Annotated in this window: 19 protein-coding genes and 1 tRNA gene; 4 read left to right on the top strand and 16 right to left on the bottom strand. The window is 71.4% G+C overall.

Going from position 1 to position 24,870, the window contains the following annotated elements; genetic code table 11:
* Positions 1–198: 198 nt before the first annotated feature.
* The 15 genes from ACQP17_RS24885 to ACQP17_RS24815 all read right to left on the bottom strand — a co-directional run bounded on the left by ACQP17_RS24885 (position 199) and on the right by ACQP17_RS24815 (position 18,315).
* Positions 199–1,536, bottom strand: a complete 1,338-nt coding sequence (locus ACQP17_RS24885) for an MraY family glycosyltransferase (RefSeq protein WP_433858272.1) — start codon at positions 1,534–1,536, stop codon at positions 199–201.
* A gap of 129 nt (positions 1,537–1,665) precedes the next feature.
* Positions 1,666–3,045: a serine hydroxymethyltransferase gene (gene glyA / locus ACQP17_RS24880; RefSeq protein ID WP_433858271.1), complete on the bottom strand. Its 1,380-nt coding sequence runs from the start codon at positions 3,043–3,045 to the stop codon at positions 1,666–1,668.
* A 104-nt stretch (positions 3,046–3,149) separates the two neighbouring features.
* On the bottom strand, positions 3,150–3,824 hold the full coding sequence (locus ACQP17_RS24875) for a protein-tyrosine-phosphatase (protein ID WP_433858270.1): 675 nt from the start codon (positions 3,822–3,824) through the stop codon (positions 3,150–3,152).
* On the bottom strand, positions 3,821–4,468 hold the full coding sequence (locus ACQP17_RS24870; RefSeq protein WP_364877419.1) for an L-threonylcarbamoyladenylate synthase: 648 nt from the start codon (positions 4,466–4,468) through the stop codon (positions 3,821–3,823). The genes ACQP17_RS24875 and ACQP17_RS24870 overlap by 4 nt, the downstream gene beginning before the upstream one ends.
* Positions 4,469–4,535: 67 nt before the next feature.
* Positions 4,536–5,381 carry a peptide chain release factor N(5)-glutamine methyltransferase gene (prmC, locus tag ACQP17_RS24865; protein ID WP_189098961.1) on the bottom strand — a complete coding sequence of 282 codons (846 nt, stop codon included), beginning with the start codon at positions 5,379–5,381 and terminating at the stop codon, positions 4,536–4,538.
* A 91-nt stretch (positions 5,382–5,472) separates the two neighbouring features.
* Positions 5,473–6,552: a peptide chain release factor 1 gene (gene prfA, locus ACQP17_RS24860; RefSeq protein ID WP_433858269.1), complete on the bottom strand. Its 1,080-nt coding sequence runs from the start codon at positions 6,550–6,552 to the stop codon at positions 5,473–5,475.
* 112 nt (positions 6,553–6,664) lie between these two features.
* The gene (gene rpmE, locus ACQP17_RS24855) at positions 6,665–6,886 is read right to left on the bottom strand and encodes a 50S ribosomal protein L31 (RefSeq protein WP_189098965.1); all 222 of its coding nucleotides are present in this window, start codon (positions 6,884–6,886) and stop codon (positions 6,665–6,667) included.
* 175 nt (positions 6,887–7,061) lie between these two features.
* Positions 7,062–8,186, bottom strand: coding sequence for an LCP family protein (locus ACQP17_RS24850; protein ID WP_433858268.1), 1,125 nt, complete (start codon positions 8,184–8,186; stop codon positions 7,062–7,064).
* Between the two features lie 397 nt (positions 8,187–8,583).
* On the bottom strand, positions 8,584–10,635 hold the full coding sequence (gene rho / locus ACQP17_RS24845) for a transcription termination factor Rho (RefSeq protein WP_433858267.1): 2,052 nt from the start codon (positions 10,633–10,635) through the stop codon (positions 8,584–8,586).
* 388 nt (positions 10,636–11,023) lie between these two features.
* A complete protein-coding gene (gene thrB / locus ACQP17_RS24840; RefSeq protein WP_189098971.1) occupies positions 11,024–11,941 on the bottom strand; it encodes a homoserine kinase in 918 nt (305 codons plus the stop codon).
* 421 nt (positions 11,942–12,362) lie between these two features.
* Positions 12,363–13,448, bottom strand: coding sequence for a threonine synthase (gene thrC, locus ACQP17_RS24835; RefSeq protein WP_433858266.1), 1,086 nt, complete (start codon positions 13,446–13,448; stop codon positions 12,363–12,365).
* Between the two features lie 8 nt (positions 13,449–13,456).
* Positions 13,457–14,749, bottom strand: a complete 1,293-nt coding sequence (locus ACQP17_RS24830) for a homoserine dehydrogenase (protein ID WP_364877406.1) — start codon at positions 14,747–14,749, stop codon at positions 13,457–13,459.
* 135 nt (positions 14,750–14,884) lie between these two features.
* On the bottom strand, positions 14,885–16,276 hold the full coding sequence (lysA, locus tag ACQP17_RS24825) for a diaminopimelate decarboxylase (protein WP_433858265.1): 1,392 nt from the start codon (positions 16,274–16,276) through the stop codon (positions 14,885–14,887).
* Between the two features lie 23 nt (positions 16,277–16,299).
* Positions 16,300–17,514, bottom strand: a complete 1,215-nt coding sequence (nrtL, locus tag ACQP17_RS24820; RefSeq protein WP_433858264.1) for an ArgS-related anticodon-binding protein NrtL — start codon at positions 17,512–17,514, stop codon at positions 16,300–16,302.
* A 279-nt stretch (positions 17,515–17,793) separates the two neighbouring features.
* Positions 17,794–18,315 carry a response regulator gene (locus tag ACQP17_RS24815; protein WP_433858263.1) on the bottom strand — a complete coding sequence of 174 codons (522 nt, stop codon included), beginning with the start codon at positions 18,313–18,315 and terminating at the stop codon, positions 17,794–17,796.
* A 211-nt stretch (positions 18,316–18,526) separates the two neighbouring features.
* On the opposite strand from ACQP17_RS24815, the gene ACQP17_RS24810 reads away from it, so the two are divergent.
* Positions 18,527–18,598: transfer RNA gene (locus ACQP17_RS24810), tRNA-Arg, on the top strand.
* Positions 18,599–19,010: 412 nt separating this feature from the next.
* Here ACQP17_RS24810 and ACQP17_RS24805 read toward each other — a convergent pair.
* Positions 19,011–20,297 (bottom strand): cytochrome P450, encoded by a 1,287-nt coding sequence (locus ACQP17_RS24805; protein WP_433858262.1) that lies wholly within the window; start codon positions 20,295–20,297, stop codon positions 19,011–19,013.
* A gap of 874 nt (positions 20,298–21,171) precedes the next feature.
* Here ACQP17_RS24805 and ACQP17_RS24800 point away from each other — a divergent pair.
* From ACQP17_RS24800 to ACQP17_RS24790, 3 genes are all read left to right on the top strand, one after another.
* A complete protein-coding gene (locus ACQP17_RS24800; RefSeq protein WP_433858261.1) occupies positions 21,172–21,519 on the top strand; it encodes a hypothetical protein in 348 nt (115 codons plus the stop codon).
* Between the two features lie 195 nt (positions 21,520–21,714).
* On the top strand, positions 21,715–23,364 hold the full coding sequence (locus ACQP17_RS24795) for an FtsW/RodA/SpoVE family cell cycle protein (protein ID WP_433860000.1): 1,650 nt from the start codon (positions 21,715–21,717) through the stop codon (positions 23,362–23,364).
* Positions 23,361–24,815, top strand: a complete 1,455-nt coding sequence (locus tag ACQP17_RS24790; RefSeq protein WP_433858260.1) for a penicillin-binding transpeptidase domain-containing protein — start codon at positions 23,361–23,363, stop codon at positions 24,813–24,815. The genes ACQP17_RS24795 and ACQP17_RS24790 overlap by 4 nt, the downstream gene beginning before the upstream one ends.
* The last annotated feature ends 55 nt before the right edge of the window (positions 24,816–24,870 follow it).

The following is a 24,870-nucleotide window of genomic DNA, read 5'->3' as shown; positions in this document are numbered from 1 at the left end:
CTAGGGCCCTCCGGCTCTGTCGCCGGGTTTCGTGAACGGTATCACAAACTATTTGATGAGGTCTTTACCTGGTTCGTGTGGACCCTGTCACACCTGAGCGTGAACCTGCGCGTTGGTGCACTGACAGCTCGATTTTTGTCTGGTATGGGGCCAACTCTCCCGATTCCTGACGCACGTTCGAGTGACAAGATGCCGGGATCAGCGGTGACTGTTCGCCTTTCGGCGGTCCACGAAGCGTGACCGGTCGCCGATCGCCGTGGCACCGTTGATGCCCGCCGGGACCGGCTCCCGCTCCTCCTCCGCGGCGGCGGCCTCGGCCTCCGCGGCCGCACCGGCCGGGTCCACCACCGCGCGGGCCAGCCGGCGGTAGCGCGGCGGCACCATGCGCTCCGCCCACTGCGGCGCACGCGGGGTGAAGCGCGGCAGCAGGAGCAGCACCAGACCGAACGCGCTCAGCAGGACGATGCCCAGCACGATCCACATGCTGGCGTTGTTCGCGGAGTAGGCGACCGCGCCGAAGGCGATCAGCGCCGACCAGAAGTACATGATCAGCACCGCCCGGCTGTGCGAGTGGCCGATCTCCAGCAGCCGGTGGTGCAGGTGGCCGCGGTCGGCGGCGAACGGCGACTGGCCCTTCCACGTACGCCGCACGATCGCCAGGATCAGGTCGGCGACCGGTACCGCGATGACCGTCAGCGGCAGCAGCAGCGGGATGTAGACGGGCACCATCGCATGGGTCGCCTCGCGCAGACCGCCGGCCTTCAGGTAGAGCAGGTCCGGGTCGACCTGGCCGGTCACCGAGACCGCGCCGGCGGCCATCACCAGGCCGATCAGCATCGAGCCGGAGTCGCCCATGAAGATCCGCGCCGGGTGCATGTTGTGCGGCAGGAAGCCCAGGCACATGCCCATCAGAACGACCGAGAACAGCGTTGCGGGCGCGGCCGCCTCGATGCCGTAGCCGAACCACATCCGGTAGGCGTACATGAAGAACGCCGCGGCGGCGATGCACACCATGCCGGAGGCGAGGCCGTCCAGCCCGTCCACGAAGTTCACCGCGTTGATGGTGATGACGACCAGGGCGACGGTCAGCAGCGTGCCCTGCATCGGCGTCAGCGAGACCGTGCCGACGCCGGGGATGGGGATCCACAGGATCGTCAGGCCCTGGAGGACCATCACGCCCGCGGCGATCATCTGGCCGCCGAGCTTGACCAGCGCGTCCACGCCCCACTTGTCGTCCAGGACGCCGAGGATCCAGATCAGCGCGGCGCCCGAGAGCAGCGCCCGCGGCTCGTTGGAGTTCTCGAAGACGCTCTTGAGGTTGGTCAGGTGCGAGGCCACCAGCAGACCGGCGCACAGCCCGCCGAACATGGCGATCCCGCCGAGCCGCGGGGTCGGCTCACGGTGCACGTCGCGGGCGCGGATCTCCGGCATCGCACCGGCCGCGATCGCGAACTTCCGCACCGGCCCCGTCAGCAGGTAGGTCACCGCGGCCGTGACGCACAGCGTCAGCAGGTATTCACGCACGGGCTGCCCCATCGGTATAGCTGGCCATCACAGCCCCACACCCTATGCGCGTCGGCCCCTCGGTCGTGAATGCAGTCGTGGATACAGCCGTGAATACACGGGAAGACGCAGGACACCCGGCGTACGGTTCCGTTCCGGCCGTCACCCGTGATCGGGATACGGCGGAAAGCCGCGGACCAGAGCGACAGTGCCGGAGCGGGCCGCCGGGTCCTCCTCCAGCGCCGCCACGATCAGCTTCGCGACCTGCGTCATCTCCGCCTCGCCCATCCCCTGGGTGGTCACCGCGGCGGTGCCCAGCCGGAGGCCGGTCCGGCCCCTCGCCGGCTCCTCGGCGCAGGGCAGCGCGCAGGTGTCCAGGACGATCCCGGCGGCCGCCAGCCGGCCCCGGGCGGTGCGCGCGTCCTGGCCCAGCGGGGCCGTGTCGGTGGTGATCAGGTGGGTGTCGGTGCCGCCGGTGGTGACCGTCAGACCGTGTCCGGCCAGCGCCTCGGCGAGCGCGCGGGCATTGGCCGTGACCTGGTGGGCGTACGCGGCGAAGGCGGGTGTGGCGGCCTCCGCGAAGGCCACGGCCTTGGCGGCGACGGCGTTCATCTGCGCGCCGCCCTGGGTGAACGGGAACACCGCGCGGTCGATGCGCTCGGCCAGCCCGGCGCCGCACAGGATCAGCCCGCCGCGCGGCCCGCGCAGCACCTTGTGTGTGGTTGCACACACCACATCGGCGTACGGGACGGGACTGGGGGCCGCTCCCCCGGCGATCAGCCCGAGCGGATGGGCGACGTCGGCGATCAGATAGGCGCCGGTCTCGTCGGCGATGTCCCGGAAGGCGGCGTAGTCGGGGTGCCGGGGGTAGGAGATCGAGCCGCAGACGATGGCCTTGGGGCGGCGGCCGCGGGCCAGCTCGCGGATCGCGTCGTAGTCGAGGAGTCCGGTCTCCTCGTCGACGCCGTAGCCGGCGAAGTCGAACCAGCGGCCGGAGAAGTTGGCGGGCGAGCCGTGGGTGAGGTGTCCGCCGTGCGGGAGGGACATGGCAAGGACGGTGTCACCGGGGCGCAGCAGGGCGGCGTAGGCGGCCAGGACGGCCGAAGACCCGGAGTGGGCCTGGACGTTGGCGTGTTCGGCGCCGAACAGGGCCTTGGCGCGCTCCACGGCGATCCGCTCGGCGAGGTCGACGATCTCGCAGCCGCCGTGGTGCCGGGCGCCCGGGTAGCCCTCGGCGTACTTGTTGCCCAGCGGGGAGCCGAGGGCTGCGAGGACGGCCGGTGAGGTGAAGTTCTCGGCGGCGATCAGCTGGAGTCCGTCGCTCTGCCGGGCGCTCTCGCCGAGCAGGACGCCGGCGATCTCGGGGTCCTGGCGCAGCAGGGCGGCGAAGTCCGGGGAGCCGGCCGGCCGGGTGACGGCGTCCGCGGCGGCGGCCCGGGCACGGTCCGCGAGGGTCTCGGAGGGGTCGGCGGCGGCCTGCCCGGTGGTCCGGGAAGGGGCGTCCGGGCTCTCGCTGCGGGGTGACGCGGTGGTGGCAGGCATCGCTTGCTCCGGGCCTCGTACGGGGACGTAGTCCCAATGTAGGCGCGGCGGGGCGATCGGGCGCGGTGTGCGGGCCACAGGGGCCACCGGCGCGCCCCGGGGCGTCAGGCCCGCGCCGGGAGTCCCGTGAGGGCGGTGACGACCGGGTCGAGGGCCTGGTTGATCTCGTCGCCGATGGAGCGGAAGAAGGTGATGGGGGCGCCGTAGGGGTCGTAGACCTCGTCGGACTCCGGGTTGGGCGCCAGCAGCCAGCCGCGCAGCGCCGCGGCGGCGCCGACCAGTGCCCGGGCGCGCTCGACCAGCCCGCCGTCCGGCAGGCGCGGGTCGGGCTCGGGCAGCGTGGCGGGGTCTATGGCCCGCACCAGGCGGTTGAACTCCTTGAGGGTGAAGGTGCGCAGTCCCGCGGAGTGGCCCATCGAGATGACCTGGGCGCGGTGGTCGCGGGTGGCGGTGAGCACCAGGTCGGCGCGGATGACGTGCTCGTCGAGCAGCTCACGGCCCAGGAAGCCGTCCGGGTCCGCGCCGTAGTCGGTGAGCACCGTCGCGGCGTGGGTCTCCATGGGGGCGCCTTCGTGGCCCCAGGTGCCGGCGCTCTCCACCAGCAGCCCGCCGCTGCGGGCCGCGCCCAGCCGCAGTTCCAGGGCATGGCGGTGCAGCCGCTCGGTGATCGGTGAGCGGCACACGTTGCCGGTGCTGACGTGGAGGATCCGGAAAGGGGATGCGGAGGGGAGAGAGCCGTCGCCTGGTCCCGCTATGCCACGCCCGAGGGGCGCCATCAATTGGCCACCTCGAGCTCGGGTACCACCTTGCGCAGCTCTTCCGCGCTGATCGCGCCCGCGCGCAGCAGCACCGGGGTCTTGCCGGTGACATCGACGATCGAGGACGGCACGGCGGCCGGCGTCGGGCCGCCGTCGAGGTAGACGGAGACCGAGTCGCCCAGCATCTCCTGGGCGGCGTCGCAGTCCTGCGGGGACGGGTGGCCGGTGAGGTTGGCGCTGGAGACGGCCATCGGGCCGAACTCGGTCAGCAGCTCGATCGCGACGGGGTGCAGCGGCATCCGTACCGCGACCGTGCCGCGGGTCTCGCCGAGGTCCCAGGTCAGCGACGGCTGGTGCTTGGCGACGAGGGTGAGCGCGCCGGGCCAGAAGGCGTCGACCAGCTCCCAGGCCTGCTCGGAGAAGTCGGTGACCAGGCCGTGCAGGGTGTTGGGGGACCCGACCAGGACCGGGGAGGGCATCCCGCGGCCGCGGCCCTTGGCCTCCAGCAGGTCGCCGACGGCCTCGGCGCTGAAGGCGTCCGCGCCGATGCCGTAGACGGTGTCGGTCGGCAGCACGACCAGCTCACCGCGGCGGACGGCCGAGGCGGCCTCGCGCAGACCGGTGGTGCGGTCGGTCGCGTCGCTGCAGTCGTATCGCCGTGCCATTACGGGACCTCCTCGTGCGAAACGAAAACTTCGGTTGCGTCGGCCGCCGGCGCCGGGGCGGGACGCGTCATGGCGTCGCCCGGCGGGCGGTGGCGAAACGGGGCCTGTTGTTGAGGTCCGGGTGGTCGGCCGCGTCGGCCCAGCCCCGCTCCTCGGTGAAGATCCACGGAACCTGTCCGCCCTGGGTGTCGGCGTGCTCGATGACGACCACGCCGCCGGGCCGCAGCAGGCGGTGTGCGGTCCGCTCGATGCCACGGATGGTGTCCAGGCCGTCCTGGCCCGAGAACAGCGCGAGCTCGGGGTCGTGGTCGCGGGCCTCGGGTGCGACGTACTCCCACTCGGTCAGCGGGATGTACGGCGGGTTGGAGACGACCAGGTCGACCTGCCCGTCCAGTTCGGGAAGCGCGGTCAGCGCGTCGCCGTGATGGAGAACGACGCGGGACCCCTCGACGTTCTTGCGGGCGTAGTCCAGGGCCTGCTCGGACAGCTCCACGGCGTGCACCCGCGAGCGGGGCACCTCCTGGGCCAGGGCCAGCGCGATGGCTCCCGAGCCGGTGCACAGGTCGACGATCAGCGGCTCGACGACGTCCATGGCCCGTACCGCGTCTATCGCCCAGCCGACCACCGACTCGGTCTCCGGGCGGGGCACGAACACCCCTGGCCCGACGGCGAGTTCGAGGTAGCGGAAGAACGCGCGTCCGGTGATGTGCTGGAGCGGCTCGCGGGCCTCGCGGCGGGCGACGGCCTCCCAGTAGCGGGCGTCGAAGTCGGCGTCCTTGACGTGGTGCAGCTCACCCCGTTTGACGGCGTGCACGAACGCGGCCAGTTCCTCGGCGTCGAAGCGCGGCGAGGGCACACCGGCGTCGGCCAGCCGCTGGGTGGCCTGGGCCACCTCGGCGAGCAGAAGGTTCACGGGGCCTTCCTCCTAGTGCGCTGCGTCTTCGTTGTGCGGTCCGCCGGCCGGGGCCGCGGTCTGTGGCCGGTGCGTACCGGCTCGTGCGGTCCTACTGGGCGGCGGCGAGCTTGGCGGCCGAGTCGGCGTCGACACAGGCCTGGATGACCGGGTCGAGTTCGCCGTCGAGCACCTGGTCCAAGTTGTACGCCTTGAACCCGACCCGGTGGTCCGAGATGCGGTTTTCCGGGAAGTTGTACGTCCGGATGCGCTCGGAGCGGTCGACGGTGCGGACCTGGCTGCGCCGGGCGTCGGACGCCTCGCGCTCGGCCTCCTCCTGGGCGGCGGCCAGCAGCCGCGACCGCAGGATGCGCATCGCCTGCTCCTTGTTCTGGAGCTGGCTCTTCTCGTTCTGGCAGGAGACGACGATGCCGGTGGGCAGGTGCGTGATGCGCACCGCGGAGTCGGTGGTGTTGACGGACTGGCCGCCGGGCCCGGAGGAGCGGTAGACGTCGATCCGCAGGTCGTTGGCCAGGATCTCGACCTCGACCTCCTCGGCCTCGGGCGTGACCAGCACTCCGGCGGCGGAGGTGTGGATGCGGCCCTGCGACTCGGTGGCGGGCACCCGCTGGACGCGGTGCACCCCGCCCTCGTACTTCAGCCGCGCCCACACGCCCTGTCCGGGCTCGGTGGCGCCGTTGCCGCCCTTGGTCTTCACCGCGACCTGGACGTCCTTGTAGCCGCCGAGGTCGGACTCGTTGGCGTCCAGGATCTCGGTCTTCCAGCCGACCCGCTCGGCGTAGCGCAGATACATCCGCAGCAGATCGCCGGCGAACAGCGCGGACTCCTCGCCGCCCTCGCCGGCCTTGACCTCGAGGATGACGTCCTTGTCGTCGCTGGGGTCGCGCGGGACCAGCAGCAGCCGCAGCTTCTCGGTCAGCTGCTCGCGCTGGGCGTCGAGCTCCTTGACCTCGTCGGCGAACTCCGGGTCGTCCTGGCTGAGTTCGCGCGCGGTCTCGATGTCGTCGCCGGTCTGCTTCCAGCCGCGGTAGGTCGTGATGATCGGGGTCAGCTCGGCGTAGCGCTTGTTCAGCCGCATGGCCTCGCGCTGGTCGGCGTGGACCGCGGGGTCGGCCAGCCGCTTCTCGAGATCGGCGTGCTCGCCGATCAGTTCTTCGACCGCCTCGAACATCGTGGGTTCCTCTGCTGGCTGTGACTACCGGGGGCCTGGGACGACGCAAACAAAGACGCCGGTCCGGTCACCCCTGAGCAGGGGCGACCGGAGACCGGCGCCTTGAGGGTCGCTACTTCTTGGCAGCGGCGCCCTTGCCGAAGCGGGCCTCGAAGCGGGCCACGCGGCCGCCCGTGTCCATGATCTTCTGCTTGCCCGTGTAGAACGGGTGGCACTCGGAGCAGACGTCGGCGCGGATGGTGCCGCCGGCGACGGTGCTGCGGGTGGTGAAGGACGCGCCACAGGTGCAGCTCACCTGGGTCTCGACGTAATCCGGGTGGATGTCGCGCTTCAAGGGATTCTCCTAGGTTCGGGAGTGCTCCGGGTCGTGTCGCGGGTTGCGTCACGTGAACCGGGGCCGACGGTCCAGTCTGCCAGGACTAGCCGTATCTCCCAAAACCGGGGTGGAGCCGCGACTATTCCCGGGCCGCCTCCGCGGGCCGGCGGGCCCCCGGAGCGACGGCGTCCGGCTACTTCACGTACCGGTCCGTGCCGCCCTGGTCACCGGCCGAGCCCTTGGTGGCGGACTTGGGGATCTCCCGGTCCTGCCGGAGCGCTTCCCACACCAGGCGGCTCTGCTTCTCCAGCGGCACCACCCGGTCGGGGTTGGTCTTGTCGTACGTGACCGGCAGCGTCACCATGTTGATGTTGTCCGACCCGATGTTGCCCAGGCTCTTGGCCAGTCCGGTCAGCTCGCTGACCGAGTTGAGGTCGGTGTCGGTGGTGATGGCCTTGGTGGCCGTGTCGGCGATGTCGTAGAGCTTGGTGGGGTTGGTGAGCACCCCGACGTTCTTGACCTGGTTCATCAGGGCCTTCAGGAACGTCTGCTGGAGCTGGATACGGCCCAGGTCGCTGCCGTCGCCGCCGGGGACGCCGTGCCGGGTGCGGACCAGGCCGAGCGACTGCTCGCCGTTGAGGGTGTGCGTGCCGGCCGGCAGGTGCAGATGGCTGTTGTTGTCGTTGATCGGCTTCTTGGTGGTGACCTCCACCCCGCCCAGCGCGTCGATGAGCTTCTTGAAGCCGGTGAAGTCGACCTCGATGAAGTGGTCCATCCGGACCCCGCTGATCGACTCGACGGTCTTCACGGCACAGGCCGGACCGCCGACCTCGAACGCGGTGTTGAACATCGCCCGCTCCTGCCCGGGGACGTCCTTGCCGTTGCTGGTGCAGTCCGGGCGCTTGACCAGGGTGTCGCGCGGGATGCTCACCACGCTGGCCTTCTTGCGGCCCTTGTAGACGTGCACGATCATCGCCGTGTCGGAGCGCGCGCCGCCCTCGTCCTTGCCGTACTCCCCGTTCTTGCCGGCCCGGGAGTCGGAGCCCATCACGAGGATGTCCATCGAGCCGTTGTCGACGTTCTTCGGCCGGTCGTGCCCGAGGGCGGAGTTGATGTCGACGCCCTTGAGATTGCCGTTGAGCTTGAAGTAGACGTAGCCGAGCGCGGCACCACCCAGCAGCACGACGCTGACCGCCGCGCACAGGGTGATGGTCACTATCCGGCGGCGTCGGGTGGGCCCTTTGCGCCGACGGCCCGTGGCCCGTATGCCGCGGGCACGGCTTTCGGCCGTCTTCGCGGTCCCGTTGCTGTCCGCCATCTGCTCCTCAGTCCTCGTTCGCTCGGCTGCGCCCCGCCGCCACCGGACAGCGCGCTGTCATGCCCGGTGCGCCCTGTCAGACGGGAGGTCGACGGGAAGGGTTGCACAGCGAGTCATGAGCGCTTTCTTAGAAAGCGGCGGCGGCAAGATCCGCCTGCCCGGGACCTTCGTCCTTCCCACCTGGCCTTTCGTCCCGATTTCCCCCGTGGCCGAAACCGCGCGGAGGGCAGTGGATCTGTGCGGAACGTCTCAAACCAGGCGTCCGCGGACCCGGCCGGACGGGGCGCAGGTCACAGTGCGCCCCCTGCCGCCCGGCCAAGGCGGCGGACAACACGGAGCCCCCCTCGCCACAGCGGCGAGGGGGGCTCCGGGGACGGCGCGGACGCGCCCGCGGGCGTCAGTCGTTGCCGTTGCCCGTGGTCGGCGTCGTCTTCTGGATCTGGAGCAGGAACTCCGCGTTGGACTTCGTCTGCTTCATCTTGTCCAGCAGCAGCTCGATGGCCTGCTGCTGGTCCAGGGCGTGCAGCACCCGGCGCAGCTTCCACACGACGGCCAGCTCGTCGCTGCCCATCAGGATCTCTTCCTTACGGGTGCTGGACGCGTCCACGTCCACCGCCGGGAAGATGCGCTTGTCCGAGAGCTTGCGGTCGAGCTTGAGCTCCAGGTTGCCGGTGCCCTTGAACTCCTCGAAGATCACCTCGTCCATCCGCGAGCCGGTCTCGACCAGCGCGGTGGCCAGGATGGTCAGCGAGCCGCCGTCCTCGATGTTGCGCGCGGCGCCGAAGAAGCGCTTCGGCGGGTAGAGCGCGGTCGAGTCGACACCACCGGACAGGATGCGGCCGGAGGCCGGGGCCGCCAGGTTGTACGCACGTCCCAGACGGGTGATCGAGTCCAGCAGGACGACCACGTCGTGGCCCAGCTCCACCAGGCGCTTGGCGCGCTCGATGGCCAGCTCCGCGACGGTGGTGTGGTCCTCGGCCGGGCGGTCGAAGGTCGAGGAGATGACCTCGCCCTTGACCGACCGCTGCATGTCGGTGACCTCTTCGGGACGCTCGTCGACGAGGACGACCATCAGGTGGCACTCGGGGTTGTTGCGGGTGATCGAGTTGGCGATCGCCTGCATGATCATGGTCTTGCCGGTCTTCGGCGGGGCCACGATCAGACCGCGCTGGCCCTTGCCGATCGGGGTGACCAGATCGATGATCCGGGTCGTCAGCCCGCCCGACTCACCCTCCAGGCGCAGTCGCTCCTGCGGGTAAAGGGGCGTCAGCTTCCCGAACTCCGGCCGCCCGCGGCCCTGTTCGGGCGCCACGCTGTTGACCGTGTCGAGGCGGACCAGCGCGTTGAACTTCTCGCGCCGCTCGCCGTCCTTGGGCTGGCGGACCGCGCCGGTGACGTGGTCGCCCTTGCGCAGGCCGTTCTTGCGGACCTGGGCGAGCGAGACGTACACGTCGTTCGGGCCGGGCAGGTAGCCGGAGGTCCGGATGAACGCGTAGTTGTCGAGGATGTCGAGGATGCCCGCGACGGGGATCAGGACGTCGTCCTCGGAGACCTGCGGCTCGTTGCCGAAGTCCTCGCGGCCCCCGCGACGGCCGCGGCGGTCGCGGTAGCGGCCGCGACGGCCCCGGCGGCCGCCCTCGAAGTCGTCGTCGTCGTTGTCATTGCGGCGGTCGCGCTGGCGCTGGCCGCCCTGGCCGCCGCCCTGACCGCCCTGGCCGCCGTCGCCGGCGTCGCCCTTGCGGCGGTCGCCGCGGTCGCGCTGGCGCTGGCCGCGGTCCCCGCGGTCGCCCTTCTGGCCGCGGTCCTGGCGGTCCCCGCGCTCCTGGCGCTCACCCTTGCCCGGACGGCCCTCGCCCGTCTCCTGGGGGGAGACGGCGGTGTCGGTCCTGGAGTCGGTGCGGGTGTCGGTCTTCGCCTCGACCTTGGTGTCGGTCTTGAGGTCGCCGGAGACGGCCTCGGGGCTGCCCGCGGCGGCCGTGGCGCGGCGCCGGCGGCGCTCGCCGGCCGGCTGCTCGTCGCTGACAGGCTGGCCGGGGATGTCGATCTGCTGCTGGGCCCCGGCCTTCTCGGCGGCCTTGGCGCCCTTGTCGGACGCGGCCGCCTTGCCGGCGGCCTGCTCCGTGCCGTCGTCGCCGGTACGGGCCTTGGAGGTCGTACGGCGCTTGGGCTTGGTCTCGGTGTCGGCGGACGCGTCGGCCTTGGCACCGGAGCCCGGGCCGGTGGCCTGCTTCTCCTTGATGACCTCGATCAGCTGGCTCTTGCGCATCCGCGCGGTGCCCTTGATGCCGAGGCCGGAGGCGACCTGCTGCAGCTCTGCCAGGACCATGCCGTCAAGGCCGGTGCCGGAACGGCGGCGCCGCGTGGTTGCAGGCGCAGCGGGAGCGTCCGTGGCGGGCGCGGTGGCACTGCCATCGGTACGCGCGCCCATCAGATCGGTGGTGTCGCTCACGAAGGGTCCTTCCCTGGAGCGGGCGTCGGCCTGTCTGGCTCGGCGACCGGTTGTGCTGTCCGGCTGGGTCCTTGGTCTGGTGGACACCGGGCCGGGGCGGTGGTCCCGCCGGAAATGGCGGAGAGATCAGTTCATGGCGCCGGCGTGAGGAGAGGCAGAGTGGCCATTCACCACGCCGATTCCGGAGCGTGCTCACTCCCGCTCAGGAAATTGCCGGTTTCGACAATTGCGCCAAGCAATTTGGGAGGCTCCCGGAAGAAAGTGGTCCCGATGGGGGACACGAAGCACCGCGCCGCTCAGGCGTCGAGTACTGACTTGAGGTTAACACTACCGGATCCAACAAACATTCCCCCTCTCCAAGACCGGCAATCGTCGGCCACCTGCGTGCTCACCCGGCGAGCGGCAGTACGCAGGCGCCCGCCGCGTCGAGGGCCAGACGGTTCGCCGCCCACCCCTCGCCCGCCAGTGCCGCGACCTTCTCGGCCGCCGCGTCCTCGACCAGCGCGAGCACCGTCGGGCCCGCACCGGACACGACTGCGGGGACGCCGTCCGCGCGCAGCCGGTTCACCAGGGCCACGCTCTCCGGCATCGCCGGAGCGCGGTATTCCTGGTGGAGTCGGTCCTCGGTCGCGGCGAGCAGCAGCTCGGGGCGCCTGGTCAGGGCCTCGACGAGCAGTGCGGCGCGACCGGCGTTGGCCGCGGCGTCCACATGCGGGACGGTGCGCGGCAGCAGTCCGCGGGCGGTCTCGGTGAGCACCGGCTTTCCGGGCACGAAGACCACCGGAACGATGGAATCGGCGGGATCCATCCGGATCGCGCGTGCGGTTCCGGAGTCCATCCAGGCGAGCGTGAATCCGCCCAGCAGGCAGGCGGCGACATTGTCGGGGTGGCCCTCGATCTCGGTGGCCAGTTCCAGCAGTGCGGTGTCGTCGAGCTTTTGCTCGCCGCCTATCGTCACCGCGCGCGCGGCGACGATGCCGGCGCAGATGGCGGCGGAGGAGGACCCCAGGCCACGGCCGTGCGGAATGCGGTTGGCGCAGACGATTTCCAGGCCGCGCGGCTGTCCGCCGAGCAGCTCGAAGGCGGTGCGCATGGACCGTACGAGCAGGTGGCTCTCGTCGCGGGGCAGGCCGTCGGCGCCCTCACCTGCGATGTCGATGTGCAGCCCGGAGTCGGCGACCCGCACCACGACATCGTCGTACAGGCCGAGGGAAAGACCCAGGGCATCGAAGCCGGGACCGAGATTGGCGCTGGTAGCGGGGGTGCGCACCCGGACGGCGGCGGCGCGGAACGCGGGACCGGCCATCGCTCGATGACTCTCCTTGATTGATGCTGCGGTACTGCCCCGGAACGCCGCGGCACCGAGGCGCCCGGCCGGCTCATGGGGACCGTTCTGACCTGCCCTGCACACCACTGCGTCATGCCGTGGGGAGGGGAGTTGGCTGCCAGCCTATCGAAGGAAGGTTCTGTCGCGACATAGGGCGCACAGGAGGCGCACGATGCGTGTCGCGCACCGTCCCGTGCCCCAGCGCTGCCTTCCCTGGCCTTTGCGACCTTTGCGGCCTTTTGCAGACCGCGCCGGCCGGGCCGCCTCCGCCGACTTCGCCGACTTTGCGGCATTGCTGACTTTGCCGCTGCGCATCTGCGCGCCGTGCGGAGGTGACGGGACGCACATCGCGTCCCGCCACCGGGTGCCGTACGGGCGGCCCCGCCCGTACGACGGCGTCCTAGACGAGGCCGAGGCGCTCGGCGGCGGCGTCCGCGTCGATCGGGACCGTCACCGGCTGCGGCGCGCCGGCCACCGCCCAGTCCGGGTCCTTGAGGCCGTTGCCGGTGACCGTGCAGACGATGCGCTGGCCGGGGTCGACCTTGCCCTCCGCGGCGGCCTTGAGCAGACCGGCCACCGACGCGGCCGAGGCGGGCTCCACGAAGACGCCCTCCTGCGCGGCCAACAGGCGGTAGGCGGACAGGATTTGACGGTCGGTCACGTCGTCGATGAAGCCGCCGGACTCGTCCCGCGCCCGCTCGGCGTTCGCCCACGAGGCGGGGTTTCCGATGCGGATGGCGGTGGCGATGGTCGTCGGGTCCTTCACGACCTCGCCGCGCACGATCGGGGCGCTGCCGGAGGCCTGGAAGCCCCACATGCGCGGGGTGCGGGAGGCGATGCCGTCGGCCGCGTACTCCTGGTAGCCCCGCCAGTACGCGGTGATGTTGCCGGCGTTGCCGACCGGCAGCACATGGATGTCGGGGGCGTCGTCGAGCATGTCGACGATTTCGAAGGCCGCGGTCTTCTGGCCCTCGATGCGCACCGGGTTCACGGAGTTCACGAGTGCGACGGGGTAGTTGTCGGAGAGCCGGCGGGCCAGCGTCAGACAGTCGTCGAAGTTTCCGTCGACCTGGAGGATCTTCGCGCCGTGGACCAGCGCCTGGCCCATCTTGCCGAGCGCGATCTTGCCCTGCGGGACGAGCACCGCGCAGACCATGCCCGCGCGGACCGCGTAGGCGGCGGCCGAGGCGGAGGTGTTGCCCGTGGAGGCACAGATGACCGCCTTGGCGCCCTCCTCCTTGGCACGGGTGATGGCCATCGTCATGCCGCGGTCCTTGAAGGAACCGGTGGGGTTGGCGCCCTCGACCTTGAGGTGCACCTCGCATCCGGTGCGCTCGGAGAGGACCTGGGCCGGTACGAGGGGGGTGCCGCCCTCCCGGAGGGTGACGGCCTCGGTCGTGTCGCTGACCGGGAGCCGGTCGCGGTATTCCTCGATGATTCCGCGCCACTGACTGCTCGTCGTGGTCACGGTGGAATTGGCTGACATGGGTTCCTCTACTCCCCTTCGACCCGCATGATGCTGGCGACACCGCGGACGGTGTCGAGCTCGCGCAGTGCCACGACGGTCGACGACAGGGCCGCGTCCGCCGCCCGGTGGGTGACGATGACGAGCGATGCCTCGCCGTCCTTGCCCTGCTGACGGACCGTATCGATCGATACGCCGTGTTCGGCGAAGATGGTCGCGACCTGCGCGAGTACACCGGGCTTGTCGGCCACGTCGAGGCTGATGTGGTACCGCGTGATGACCGCGCCCATGGGGCTGACGGGCAGCCGTGTGTAGGCGGACTCGCCGGGCCCGGTGGTGCCGGAGAGCTTGTTGCGGCAGACCGCCACGAGGTCGCCGAGGACCGCGGAGGCGGTCGGCGAGCCCCCCGCGCCCGGTCCGTAGAACATCAGCTGGCCGGCCGCGTCGGCCTCGATGAAGACCGCGTTGTACGCCTCGCGGACGGAGGCGAGCGGATGCGTCAGCGGGATCATCGCGGGATGCACCCGCGCGGTGACGGAAGCGCCGTCCGCGGCCCGCTCGCAGATCGCCAGCAGCTTGACCGTGCACCCCATGCGCTGGGCGGAGGCGATGTCGGCCGCGGTGACCTCGGTGAGGCCCTCGCGGTGCACGTCGTCGATGGTCACCCGGGTGTGGAAGGCGATTCCGGCCAGGATCGCGGCCTTGGCGGCGGCGTCGAAGCCCTCGACGTCGGCGGTCGGGTCGGCCTCGGCGTAGCCCAGCGCGGTGGCCTCGTCCAGCGCCTCGCTGTAGCCGGCGCCGGTCGAATCCATCTTGTCGAGAATGAAATTGGTGGTGCCGTTGACGATGCCGAGCACCCGGTTGACCTTGTCGCCGGCCAGCGACTCGCGCAGCGGCCGCACCAGCGGGATCGCGCCGGCGACGGCGGCCTCGTAGTAGAGGTCCGCGCCGTTGGCCTCGGCCGCCGCGTGCAGCGCCGCACCGTCCGCGGCGACCAGCGCCTTGTTGGCGGAGACCACGCTCGCGCCGTGCTCGAAGGCGGTGGTGATGAGCGTGCGGGCCGGCTCGATACCGCCGATCACCTCGATCACGACATCAATGTCGCCGCGTTTGACCAGCGCGGTGGCATCGGTGGTGACCAGCTCGGCCGGGACGCCCTCGCGCACCCGGTCCGGGCGGCGGACGGCGATCCCGGCGAGTTCCACGGGCGCGCCGATACGGGCGGCGAGGTCGTCGGCGTGCGTCGTCATGATGCGCGCCACCTCTGAGCCGACAACTCCACAGCCCAGGAGCGCCACCTTCAACGGACGCGTACGCATCATTCGACCCCTGCTTCTCATCGATCGGCGATTATCGGTTGCTCATGCACCAGTCTCACGCACCGGACGGCGAATTCCGTCCGTCGTCCGGATACCGAGACATTTATTTCATCCCGGGGCGGGGCCCGGCGATCTGGCCTAGCCGACGTCCAGGCGCAGGAGATCTTCCTCGGTCTCCCGCCGGACGATCACCCTGGCCACACCGTCCCTGACAGCTACGACCGGCGGCCGCAGCGAGTGGTTGTAGTTGCTCGCCATGGAACGGCAGTACGCACCGGTGGCCGGCACCGCGAGCAGGTCCCCGGGCGCGACATCGGCCGGCAGGAAGGCGTCGCGCACGACGATGTCCCCGCTCTCGCAGTGCTTGCCGACCACCCGCGACAGCATCGGCTCGGCGTCGGAGGTCCGCGAGACCAGGGCCACGCTGTACTCCGCGTCGTAGAGCGCGGTGCGGATGTTGTCCGACATCCCGCCGTCCACGGACACATACGTCCGCAGGCCCTCCAGCTCCTTGACCGTGCCGACCTCGTACAGCGTGAACGCCGTCGGCCCGACGATCGCCCGGCCCGGCTCGACCGACAGCCGCGGCACCGCGAGTCCCGCCGCCGCGCACTCGCGGCGCACGATGTCGCCCAGCGCCGCCGCGATCTCGTGCGGCTCGCGCGGGTCGTCGTCCGAGGTGTAGGCGATCCCCAGGCCGCCGCCCAGGTCGATCTCGGGCAGCTCGACGCCGTGCTCGTCGCGGACCTCGGTCAGCAATTGCACGACGCGGCGGGCGGAAACCTCGAATCCGGCCATATCGAAAATCTGCGATCCGATATGGCTGTGAATTCCGATGAGTTCCAGCCCGTCCAGCTTGAGCGCGCGCCGTACGGCCTCGGCCGCCTGCCCGCCCGCCAGCGCGATGCCGAACTTCTGGTCCTCGTGCGCGGTCGCGATGAATTCGTGCGTGTGCGCCTCGACACCGACCGTGACCCGGATCTGCACCCGCTGGCGCCGGCCCAGCCGCTCCGCGATGTGCGCGACCCGGACGATCTCCTGGAACGAGTCGAGCACGATCCGCCCGACCCCCGCCTCCACGGCCCGGGTGATCTCCTCGGTGCTCTTGTTGTTGCCGTGCAGCGCGATCCGCTCGGCCGGCATGCCCGCGTCCAGCGCCGTGGCCAGCTCGCCGCCCGAGCAGACGTCGAGGTGCAGCCCTTCCTCGTTCAGCCACCGCACGATCGCCCGCGACAGGAAGGCCTTCCCGGCGTAGAAGACGTCCGCCTCCGCCCCGAAGGCGTCCTTCCAGGCCCGGCAGCGCGCCCGGAAGTCGTCCTCGTCCAGGAAGTACGCCGGCGTGCCGAACTCCTCGGCGAGCGCGGTGACGTCCAGCCCGCCGACGGTGACCACACCGTCGGCGTTGCGCCGGACCGTACGGGACCAGACGCGCGGGTCGAGAGAGTTGAGATCGGCGGGCGGGCCTGCGTAATGCCCCTCGGGCAGCACGTCGGCGTGCCGGGGCCCTGCGGGATGCGCGGAACGGCTCATAGCGGAGAGATCCTCACCATGGTTCAGAGGTGTTCGGGAGCGGAGATGCCGAGCAGACGCAGGCCGTTGGCGAGCACCGTCCCGCCGGCTTCGGCAAGCGCCAGCCGGGCCCGGTGCACGGCCAAGGGTTTCTGCTCCCCGACGGGCAGTGGCGGAAAAACGTCGTGCCAGCGGAAGAACGCGTCCGCCGTCGCCTCCAGATGCCGCACCACCCGGTCCGGCGACCGCAGCCGCGCGGCGGCCTCGACGACGGAGGGATAGGCGGCAACCAGCGCGAGGAACCCCTGCAGGGCCCGGGCGGGGGCGTCCGGCGTCCTCGGGGCGTCCGGCACCCGGCCGCCTCCACCGGATACGGACCGCCGGGACGCCTCGTCCGGGACCTCCGGAAGGCCCCCGTGCACGGGCGGCCCCACGTCCCCCGGCTCCCCCGAGAACCCCAGCTCACCCGCGTTCCGCAGCAGCGCCCGGACCCGGGCGTGCGCGTACTGCACCCGGAACCGCGGATTGCTCTCCCGCTGCACCGGCCGCTCCGGCACCCGCACCGGATCGTGCGCGGCCGGCCGCAACAGCACCCAGCGCGCCTCGTCGGAGCCGAGGCGGCGGAGGAGAGCCAGGAGGTCGGCGGGGGCGAGGGGGCCGATGGGGTCGGCCGGGGCGGCGAGCCCGTTCGACGAGGTGGAGACGGGGACGGGGTGGGCGTCGGCCCGGGCCTGCCGGTCCGGCACTCCGGCCGCCGCCGCCTCGTCGATCCGCGCGAGGGCCTCGGCCACCACGGCCTCGCGAGCGCTACGGGCGGCGGGAGGCCGGGGGCCGGCTGCGCTGCCGACACGGGACGAGGAATCAGCGGGAAAAACGGCATCAGCGGTGCGCGGGGCGACCGCGGCGGCCCCGGCGCTCCGGTCGCCGTAGCCGGCGCCCTGCGCCAGCACCTGCCGCACCAGGGCGACCTGCGCATCGTCCCCCAGCGTGAAGTTCAAGAACCCCGGCCCGGCGATCTCGACCCGGGCGATCCCGGGGCTTCCGGCCAGCCGCTTCCGCAGGATCTCGGCCACCTCGCGGGCGGGCCGGCCCGCCGGCTTGGCGAGCTGCAGCGCGACATTGGAGGCGTAGTCCCCGCACCCGGGGCGCGGCGGCGGCTGCACCACGATCCGCGCCGGCACGGCCACGGAGAGCTCCTGTTCCTCCACCGCGCCACGCACGGAGCGCAGGACGGTACGGGAGAGCTCAGCGGGTGTCACAGGACAAGCGTATGGGAGACCGGGGGTACCCATGCGACCGGTTTCGCCCTGTGGACACCCGACACCCCGATCCGCCCAGCCACACGGGACCGAACCGATCACCCCGCGGGCCCGCCCAACGATTCAACGCCGGGCACAGCCGTCAGAGATCAGCGGTGGGCAGCCGGCGGCCAGCGATCAACGACCAGGTATCAGCAGTCAGCGCGCTCAGCGGGTGAACAAGGACGCTCGCCTTTCCCGGAGTATCCGAAGGTATCCGGAGGTATCCGGCGGCATCCCTCACTCCCCGCCCGCGTCCAGCATGCCGATCCCACCGGATGTCGCGACCCCACCGGACGGAGCGCCGTGCTCCGCCACTCCCCCGCCCCCGTCGCTTTCCCCGTCCTCGTCGTCGGCGCCGCCCTGGGGCCCGCGCTGCCGCTGCCGTCCCTCGCGCACCAGCTTCCCCACGGTTCGCACCAGATCGGCCGGCTCGAACGGCTTCGCCAGAAACGCGTCCACCCCGACCGACTCCCCGTTGTCCACCTCGCCTTGGGTACACGCACTGACGATGGCGATCGGGATGTCCCACGTCCGCGGATCGGAGCGCAACCGCGCCGCGGTGTGCAGACCGTTGAGTCGCGGCATCACGACATCAAGGGTCACGACATCAGGTCTCACGTGGTGCACGACATCCAGACACTCGGCACCATCAGCCGCGGTCACGACCTCGAAGCCCTCCAGCTCGAGATTGACCCTGATCAGCTGTCGGATCACCTTGTTGTCATCGACTACAAGGATCCGACCGGACAAGCCAGGCACACCATGAGACTAGGACCCCACCTGCGACTGCGTCCCGGTTTTCCCCACTTCCGCCCCCGTGTGAGGGACCTTTCCCCGACCACCACCGCCACCCGACATCCATGCGCTAGGCCCCGCCGATCCCCCTCCCCCGCCACCCACCAAACCTGTTCATGAACACCCCATCAGAGCTGGTAGGGTTCTACCCGTCGCCACACAAACCGGCGACAACGCCCCCGTAGCTCAGGGGATAGAGCAACGGCCTCCGGAGCCGTGTGCGCAGGTTCGAATCCTGCCGGGGGCACCTTGCACAAGGTGCCCAAGACCCCGACATCAGCGGAGACGCTGAGGCCGGGGTCTTCGCGTATGCGCAGGCAGGGCCGGCCAGAAGAGGGCCTGCGCCGACATTCGTGGGCGAGGCCCGGGAACTCGCCCCCTCCGCCGGGTCGCGAAGATCGAGATCGGCCTCGGTCTCCTGCCTGCCGAGATGCGCCGCCCGAGCGGCGCAGTCCCTGCCCTCGGTGCAGCCCGCCCGTTGGGGGCACTCGCACGACACAGCAACCCCAACTCACCCGGCAGGCTACGGGAGTCGAGGCAGAGGGGGCCGAGTCGGGAGCGAGTGCGCCGCGGCTTTTCTCGGCGCCGTCGTGGCAACACAGCGACCGGGCACCCGGCTCGGTGGCCGTACGCCCGGTCGGCGGGGGAGCTTCCCGGCGTCAGCCGTCCAGGCGTACCGGCAGCGACTCGATGCCGTAGACGATCGAGAGTTTGCGGAATTCCAGTTCCTCGGGAGTGGCGGCCAGCCGCATGTGGGGGAAGCGGCGTACCAGGGCGGGGTAGGCGGCGCGGAGTTCCATGCGGGCGAGTTCGGCGCCCACGCAGCGGTGGATGCCGTAGCCGAAGGCGAGGTGGGAGGGGACGTTGCGGGAGGGGTCGAAGCGTTCCATGTCCGGGCCCAGTTTGCCGTCGCGGTCGGCGCCGCTCAGGGAGCACAGAACCACGTCGCCGGTGGTGATCTGGACGCCGCCGATTTCCAGGTCCTCGCGGGCGAAGCGCGGGAAGGCGACCTGTACGACGGTCAGGTAGCGCAGGAGTTCCTCGACGTAGCGGTCGACGACGTCGTCGCCGTCGTTCAGGGCCGCGAAGTGCTTGGGGTCCTGGAGGAGGACGAGGGCGCCGAGCGCCAGCATGCTGGCGGTGGTTTCGAAGCCGCCGGTCAGGACGCCGTCGGCGAGGCCGGCCAGCTCTTCGTCGCTGACCGAGTCGCCGTGCTCCTTCACGATCATCCCGAGCAGGCCGTCACCCGGGTTCTCACGCTGCTTCTTGACGATGTCCCGGAAATAGGAAAGGGATTCCGATATGGCGCCGAAGGAGGCATTGGCGCCGCTGAAAAGGTCGAAGCGGGCGGCGCTGAGGCGCTCGAAGTCGGCGCGGTCCTCGTAAGGGACGCCGAGGAGTTCGCAAATGACGAGGGAGGGGATGGGCAGGGCGAAAGAGTGGACGATGTCGACCGGGTCGCCGTCCTTGCCCGCCTTTTCCATGGCGTCGAGCTGTTCCTCGACGATCTCGTGGATGCGGGGGGTGAGCCGGCTGAGCCGGCGCATGGTGAATTCGGGGGTGAGAAGGCGCCGGAGGCGGGTGTGCACCGGCGGGTCGGCGAATCCCAGCCCGCCGGGGTTCTGTTCGGCGCCCGCGCCGGCCTTGCCGACGAGGTTGGTGAAGTCCGAACTGAAGGCATTGGCCTTTCCCAGTACCGCCTTGACCTCGTCGTAGCCGGTGACCAGCCAGACGTTGGCGGCTATGGGTACGGGGAGCCGGCTGATGGGCTCCTCCTCCCGGACGGCCGCCAAATCACCCACGGGATCGAGGCCATCGCGCCGCAATGGCATCAGGACGGACTCGGGCAAGAAAGACATTCGAGACAGGTCGAATCCTTTCCTGCGCGTTCTCGCCAGATACATACGGCCGGCCCAGGCGATGATCCGGGAACGGAGAGTCGTCATGACGCTAATACTGCCTTTCGTCGAGGGGGACGGTCACCCGCGCTCCGCGGCCCGCAACAGGCGGGACGGCACGGGACCTCCACTCGGCGTGCACGGGTGTGACGTACGCCATAGCCCCTCGCTCACGGTGGTCATGGACCAGGTCCATGCCATCGACCGGTGTCTTCGGTCATCCGCATCAGCGTGACGAGCTCGGCCTCGGCCTTCTTCTTCTCTTCGGTCTGGACGAGTTTACAAAGTGCCATTGGGCGCGTTCGCGGAACAACCCGGAATACCCCCGAGCCACCCCGGGGCGGCCCCTGATTCTCCCCTGATGCGCCCTGCGGTTCCCCGCCCACGGCCGAGGGGTGATGACCGGTGACCGAACGGCCGAGGATCGATGACTGATGACGTAGGGCCGAGGGCTGCGATGTCGGACGCACGCCCCCCGAATCCGTGATGGTGCCCCCTGGGGCCCGCGGTTCTGCACTTCCGTACAGGTCGTGAGGGCCCGGCGTCCGGGCCCGCGCCGCCCCGACGGCAATCAAGGGCGCTGCGGGGGCGGGCAGTTGGCGGCTCCCTTCCGCGCCCGGGGGTGGCGGATCGCCCGGCGGCAACCCCCGATGGCCCTCACTGGATTCGTTACGCAAAGTGATGAGTTGCGTACTGTCCGGTGTCTCTCTAGCGTGAAAAGGAGAGGCGAGACGGGCGGCAGGGCGCGCTGCGGGAGCGTGGCGCGTGGCGGGCAGGAGCCGTACTCGCCGCCGGGGAAGGGTGCGCTCGGCACCACCGGCGGGGCGCAGGCCCCGGCCTGTCCGTCGGGTGATGCCAGGTGACACCACGTGATCCACCCCGCGGGGACTCCCCGGGGCTCTCCCTTCGCAGGAGGAAGCGCATGTTTCCGAAGCCGAAGACCGGCGTGGCCGGTGCGTTCGCCCTGTGCGCGCTGACCGGGGCCGTCCTGGCGAGTCCGGCGCGGGCGTCCGACGGTGACGGCAGCCTCGCCCCGTACGAGGCGCACATCGTCGCCAGGGCGGGGGTGGAGCTGCGCACGGGGCCGAGCTACGAGTTCAGCGCGGTGGGCTCGAAGGGCTACGGGGCGGTGGTGGGGATCGTCTGCAGGCTCAACGGGCAGAAGGTCGAGGGCAACCGGGTCTGGTACAAGCTCAGCGACTCCTCGTACGTCTGGTCCTCGGAGCGCCACATCGTGCGGGTCGGGCAGGAGCCGCCCCGCTGGTGTTGAGGCGTCCGGGCGTCAGCCCCGGGGCGCCCCCGGGGACATCCCGGGGTGACGTCGGGGTCATCCCCGGTCCCGGTGTCCGGGGTGTGCGGCGGCGGGTGCGCCCCGGCGTCCGGAACATCGCGGACGCCCCGGACGCCGTATCCGACATAACGGAAATAGCGGCCTCTGCTTGCTACGTTGCCAGGCATGACGGCAATGGCAAGGGCGGCCGCCGCGCGCCCGTTGGACACTCCCCCACCCTTGCCGCTACTGCCCCGGCGCAGGGGCGTCGAACTGGCCCTCCTGGCGGGCGCCGTCCTCATCAGCGTCTGCGGGTACGTCGTCGTGGGGCTCGCCCGGTGGCACGCGCTGCCGGCCGGGGCGCTGCGGTACGGGGCGGGGCTCGGCGGGCTGGCGCTGCTGGCGCATCTCGCCGTCCGCTTCCGCGCCCCGTACGCCGATCCGCTGCTGCTGCCCACCGCGGTGCTGCTCAACGGGCTCGGGCTGGTGCTGATCTTCCGGCTCGACCTGGACACCCCGGCGGACCATGCCGCGCCCACCCAGCTGGTGTGGTCGACGGTCGGATTCGTGCTCTTCATCGCGGTGGTGGTGCTGCTGGACGACCACCGGACGCTGCAGCGGCACGCCGCGCGGTGTGCGGCGCTCGCGCTGCTGCTGATGGCGTCGCCGATCCTCTTCCCCGCCGTCAACGGGGCGAAGATCTGGATCCGGCTCGCCGGATTCTCCATTCAGCCGGGTGAGTTCGCCAAGGTGTTGATCACCGTCTTCTTCGCGGCCTACCTCGCGGCCAACCGCGGGGTGCTGGCGCGCACCGGCCGCAGTATGGGGCGGTTGCAGCTGCCCGCCGGCCGGGTCCTGGGGCCGGTGGTGGCGATCTGGCTGGTCAGCGTGGCCGTGCTGGTCCTCGAACGGGACCTGGGGACCTCGCTGCTGTTCTTCGGGATCTTCGTCGTGCTGCTGTACGTGGCCACCGGGCGGACCGGCTGGATCGCGGTCGGGCTGCTTCTGGCGGGCATCGGGGCGGCCGCCGTGGGCACGCTGGAGCCGCATGTGCACGTCCGGGTCCAGGACTGGCAGCATCCGTTCGCCGGGATCGCTGCGGGTCAGGGGCCGGGGCAGCTCGCCCAGTCGCTGTTCGCGTTCGCGGCCGGCGGGATGTTCGGCACCGGCCTGGGCCAGGGGCACTCGTATCTGATCGGCTTCGCGATGAAGTCCGACTTCATCCTGGCGACGTTCGGCGAGGAGCTCGGGCTGGCCGGGCTGACCGCGCTGTTTCTGCTGTACGCGCTGCTGGTGGCCCGCGGCTACCGGGCCGCGCTCGGGCTGCCGGACGCGTTCGGCAGCCTGCTGGCCGTGGGCCTCGCGGCGCTGCCCGCGCTCCAGGTCTTCGTCATCGCGGGCGGGGTGATGGGGCTGATTCCGCTGACGGGGATGGCGATGCCGTTCCTCGCGCAGGGCGGGTCGTCCGTCGTCACCAACTGGATCATCGTCGCGCTGCTGCTGCGGATCAGTAACCGGGCGCGGATGCCGGGAAAGGAAGGCGCCGGCGGCGACGGCGCGGTGGGGAGCGCACAGGCCGGGGCCCCCGCGGTTGCGGCCGGCGGCCGGCCGGGCGACGAGGCGGCGCACGGCGGGAGCAGGGCGGGGAGCCTGGCCGGGCGGGACAGCCTGTTCGGGGCGGGCAGCTGGGTGGTGGGCTTCTTGAAGCCGACCGGTTCCGCGGCCCGGAGCCGGCCCCCTTCGGGCGCGTCCGTCCCGTCGTCCCCACCGGCCCCACCGCACGCCCCGACCGCCCCCGCGTCCCCGCCCGCCGATGACGCCTCCGCCCCGGAGGCCGGCCGGTGATCCGCTGCATCCGGCACACCGCCGCCTTCTCGTTCCTGCTGCTCATGGCGCTGCTGGTCAACGCGGCACGGGTACAGATCCTGGAGACCGGGCACTACGGGAAGAGCCCGGCCAACCGCCGCACCGCGATCGCCCGTTACGCGCAGCCGCGCGGTGCCCTGCTCGTCGCGGGCCGCCCGGTGACCGGCTCCCGGGACAGCGGCGGGCGGCTGCGCTACGAGCGCAGCTACGCCGACGGCCCCCTGTACGCGCCGGTCACCGGCTACTCCTCGCAGATCTACGGGACCTCGCTGCTGGAGAGCGCCGAGGACGGCGTGCTCTCCGGCGCCGACGACCGGCTCGCCGCCTTCCCCTGGTGGGACCGTCTCACCGGCACCCACCGGCCGGGCGGCAGGGTCCACACCACCATCGACCCCCGCATGCAGCGCGCCGCGTTCGAGGGCCTCGGGGACAAGAAGGGCGCGGTGGCCGCGATCGAGCCGCAGACCGGCCGGGTGCTGGCGCTGGTCAGCACGCCGTCGTACGACCCGGGTGAGCTGTCCGGCAACGGCCGGACGGCGGGCGCGGCCTGGCGCCGGCTGAACGGTGCCGAGCGGCGGCCGATGCTCAACCGGGCCCTGGGGGAGACCTATCCGCCCGGTTCCACCTTCAAGGTCGTCACCGCGGCGGCCGCGCTGGAGAGCGGCGCGGTCACCGATATCGACGCCCCGACGGATTCCCCCGACCCCTATCCGCTGCCCGGTACCGCCACCCGGCTCGGCAATGCCGCCAAGGGCTGTGCGGACGCCCCGCTCAAGGACGCCTTCCGGGCCTCGTGCAACACCGTCTTCGCGCGGCTGGGCGCCCGGGTCGGGCTGCGCGGCATGGCCGCCACCGCCCGGAAGTTCGGCTTCAACGACCGCCGGCTGCGGATCCCCTCACCGGTGGCGCCCAGCAACTTCGACACCCGGATGGATCCCTCGCAGGTCGCGCTGTCCGCCATCGGCCAGTACGACACCGCCGCCACGCCGCTCCAGATGGCGATGGTCTCGGCGGTGGTCGCCAATGGGGGGCGGCTGGCGCCGCCGTACCTCGTCGACAAGGTGACCGACGCCCGCGGGGTCCTGGTCGAGGACGGTCCGCGCCCGGCCGCCCGCCAGGTGATCGGCCCGGTCACGGCCCAGCAGCTCCAGGAGATGATGGTCGACGTCGTCGCGCACGGCAGCGGGCGGCACGCCGCGCTCAAGGGCGTCACGGTCGGCGGCAAGACGGGCACCGCGCAGCACGGGGTGCACAACGAGGGGATGCCCTATGCCTGGTTCATCTCCTGGGCGCGGGCCAAGGACAGCTACGAGCCGGCCGTGGCGGTGGCCGTGGTGGTCGAGGACGCGGCCGCCGACCGCGCGGACATCAGCGGCGGCGGGAGCGCGGCGCCGATCGCGCAGGCGGTGATGGCGGCGGCGCTGGGATGAGGCACGGGGCGGGAGCCGGCGGGACCCGCCGACGCCCGGCCCGGCCGCCGGGTCA

The sequence above is a fragment of the Streptomyces kronopolitis genome, assembly GCF_050953795.1.
GTDB classification, from domain to species: Bacteria; Actinomycetota; Actinomycetes; order Streptomycetales; family Streptomycetaceae; genus Streptomyces; species Streptomyces kronopolitis_A.
The sequence above is the reverse complement of the archived record's forward strand: the minus strand, read 5'-3'. Positions and strand labels throughout refer to the sequence as shown.

What these genes read in the sequence shown, in the direction of transcription:
- ACQP17_RS24885 (WP_433858272.1), bottom strand. Translation starts at nt 1,536, where the DNA reads ATGGGGCAGCCCGTGCGTGAATACCTGCTGACGCTGTGCGTCACGGCC.
- glyA (WP_433858271.1), bottom strand. Translation starts at nt 3,045, where the DNA reads ATGCCTGCCACCACCGCGTCACCCCGCAGCGAGAGCCCGGACGCCCCT.
- ACQP17_RS24870 (WP_364877419.1), bottom strand. Translation starts at nt 4,468, where the DNA reads ATGGCACGGCGATACGACTGCAGCGACGCGACCGACCGCACCACCGGT.
- prfA (WP_433858269.1), bottom strand. Translation starts at nt 6,552, where the DNA reads ATGTTCGAGGCGGTCGAAGAACTGATCGGCGAGCACGCCGATCTCGAG.
- ACQP17_RS24850 (WP_433858268.1), bottom strand. Translation starts at nt 8,186, where the DNA reads ATGGCGGACAGCAACGGGACCGCGAAGACGGCCGAAAGCCGTGCCCGC.
- thrB (WP_189098971.1), bottom strand. Translation starts at nt 11,941, where the DNA reads ATGGCCGGTCCCGCGTTCCGCGCCGCCGCCGTCCGGGTGCGCACCCCC.
- thrC (WP_433858266.1), bottom strand. Translation starts at nt 13,448, where the DNA reads ATGTCAGCCAATTCCACCGTGACCACGACGAGCAGTCAGTGGCGCGGA.
- ACQP17_RS24830 (WP_364877406.1), bottom strand. Translation starts at nt 14,749, where the DNA reads ATGATGCGTACGCGTCCGTTGAAGGTGGCGCTCCTGGGCTGTGGAGTT.
- lysA (WP_433858265.1), bottom strand. Translation starts at nt 16,276, where the DNA reads ATGAGCCGTTCCGCGCATCCCGCAGGGCCCCGGCACGCCGACGTGCTG.
- ACQP17_RS24805 (WP_433858262.1), bottom strand. Translation starts at nt 20,297, where the DNA reads ATGACGACTCTCCGTTCCCGGATCATCGCCTGGGCCGGCCGTATGTAT.
- ACQP17_RS24800 (WP_433858261.1), top strand. Translation starts at nt 21,172, where the DNA reads ATGTTTCCGAAGCCGAAGACCGGCGTGGCCGGTGCGTTCGCCCTGTGC.
- ACQP17_RS24795 (WP_433860000.1), top strand. Translation starts at nt 21,715, where the DNA reads ATGGCAAGGGCGGCCGCCGCGCGCCCGTTGGACACTCCCCCACCCTTG.